Origin of the sequence: Micromonospora pattaloongensis (assembly GCF_900107255.1) — a bacterium.
Classification (GTDB): domain Bacteria; phylum Actinomycetota; class Actinomycetes; order Mycobacteriales; family Micromonosporaceae; genus Micromonospora_I; species Micromonospora_I pattaloongensis.
The window spans coordinates 1-2159 of sequence record NZ_FNPH01000026.1; the positions used below are offsets into that span (position 1 = coordinate 1).

The 2159-nt window shown below is 69.4% G+C and carries 2 protein-coding genes; both read left to right on the forward strand.

The features are described 5' to 3' along the window. The first annotated feature begins 70 nt into the window (after window positions 1-70). On the forward strand, window positions 71-1300 hold the full coding sequence (gene istA, locus BLW47_RS24515) for an IS21 family transposase (protein WP_091563182.1): 1230 nt from the start codon (window positions 71-73) through the stop codon (window positions 1298-1300). Further along, window positions 1300-2088 (forward strand): IS21-like element helper ATPase IstB, encoded by a 789-nt coding sequence (gene istB, locus BLW47_RS24520; protein WP_091563186.1) that lies wholly within the window; start codon window positions 1300-1302, stop codon window positions 2086-2088. Before istA ends, istB begins: the two co-directional genes overlap by 1 nt. The last annotated feature ends 71 nt before the right edge of the window (window positions 2089-2159 follow it).

Genomic DNA, 2159 nt, shown 5'->3' on the forward strand with positions numbered 1-2159 from the left:
TGTCGGCGACGCGTGAAAACTGACCCCCGGGCGACGGGCGAAGCTGGACCCCCCTTCCAGGATCGGGAGGGTGTTGAGCGTGGAGGATTGGGCGGAGATCCGTCGTCTGCATCGGGCTGAGGGGATGCCGATCAAGGCGATTGCCCGCAAGCTCGGGGTGGGCCGCAACACGGTGCGTCGGGCGTTGGCCGTGGCGGAGCCGCCGCGGTATTCGCGGCCGGCGAAGCCGTCGATCGTGGATGCGGTGGAGCCGCAGATCCGGGCGTTGTTGCAGCAGTGGCCGACGATGCCGGCCACGGTGATCGCAGAAAGGATCGGTTGGCAGCGGTCGCTGACGGTGCTCAAGGATCGGGTTCGGCAGTTGCGGCCGTTGTTCGTCGCGCCGGATCCGGCGCAGCGCACGGACTATCTGCCGGGTGAGTTGGCGCAGTGTGATCTGTGGTTCCCGCCGGCGGACGTGCCGTTGGGCTTCGGTCAGGTGGGCCGGCCGCCGGTGCTGGTGATGGTCTGCGGCTATTCGCGGTGGCTGTCGGCGGTGATGATCCCGACCAGGCAGGCGCCGGATCTGCTGACCGGGCACTGGCAGCTGCTGAGTCGGTTGGGTGCGGCGCCGAAGGCGTTGGTGTGGGACAACGAGTCCGCGGTGGGGCAGTGGCGTGGCGGCCGTCCGCAGTTGACCGAGGCGATGAACGCCTTCCGCGGCAGCCTGGGCATCCGGGTGATCCAGTGCCGGCCCGCCGACCCGGAGGCCAAGGGCCTGGTCGAGCGGGCCAACGGCTACCTGGAGACGTCGTTCCTGCCTGGCCGCCATTTCGCCTCGCCTGCGGACTTCAACGCGCAGCTTGATGGGTGGCTGGTGCGGGCCAACACTCGACAGCACCGCACCCTGCAAGCCCGCCCCGTCGACCGCATCGACGCTGACCGCGCGGCCATGGTCGCGCTGCCGCCGGTCGCCCCGGTCACGGGGTGGCGGTTGTCGACCCGCCTGCCCCGCGACCACTACGTCCGCGTGGACGCCAACGACTACTCGGTGCACCCATCAGTGGTCGGCCGCCGCGTCGACATCGTGGCTGACGCCGAACGTGTCGAGGTGTTCTGCGACGGCCGGGGCGTCGCCGGTCACGAGCGGTGTTGGGCCGGCGGGCAGAGCATCACCGACCCGGCCCACCGCGACGCCGCCGACCAACTACGCGCTGCCCGACGCCTGGCCGCGGTCCCGGCCGTCGCCGCCGAGGTGGAACACCGGACGTTGAGCGACTACGACCGCGTGTTCGGCCTCAACCCCGAGGAGGTGGCCTGATGGCCGGCAAGACCAGCCGCAACGTCACCTCCGAGATCGCGTTCCTGACTCGGGCGTTGAAAGCCCCGTCCCTCGCCGCCTCCGTCGAGCGGCTGGCCGAGCGGGCCCGGGCCGAGTCATGGACGCACGAGGAGTTCCTGGCCGCCTGCCTGCAACGCGAGATCGCCGCCCGCGAAGCCCACGGCGGCGAGGGCCGTATTCGTGCTGCCCGGTTCCCGGCCCGCAAGAGCTTGGAGGAGTTCGACTTCGACCACCAACGCTCGTTGAAGCGGGAGACGATCGCCCACCTGGGCACCCTCGACTTCGTGGCGTCGAAGGAGAACGTGGTGTTCCTCGGCCCGCCCGGCACCGGCAAAACCCACCTGTCCATCGGCCTCGGGATCCGCGCCTGCCAGGCCGGACACCGGGTCGCGTTCGCCACCGCCGCGCAGTGGGTGGCCCGCCTCGCCGACGCCCACGCCGCAGGAAAGCTGCAAGACGAGCTGGTCAAACTCGGCCGCATCCCGCTGCTGATCGTCGACGAGGTCGGCTACATCCCCTTCGAAGCCGAAGCGGCGAACCTGTTTTTCCAACTCGTCTCCAACCGCTACGAACGCGCATCCCTGATCGTCACCAGCAACAAGCCCTTCGGCCGGTGGGGAGAAGTCTTCGGCGACGACGTCGTCGCCGCAGCCATGATCGACCGCCTCGTCCACCACGCCGAGGTCATCTCGATGAAGGGCGACAGCTACCGACTCAAAGACCGCGACCTCGGCCGCGTCCCCGCGGCCACCAAGACCAACGACTAGCAAGATTCAACCAGCAGAGGGGGTCCGTTTTCGGCCGTCGCGAAGGGGTCCGTTTTCAGCCGTCGTTGACA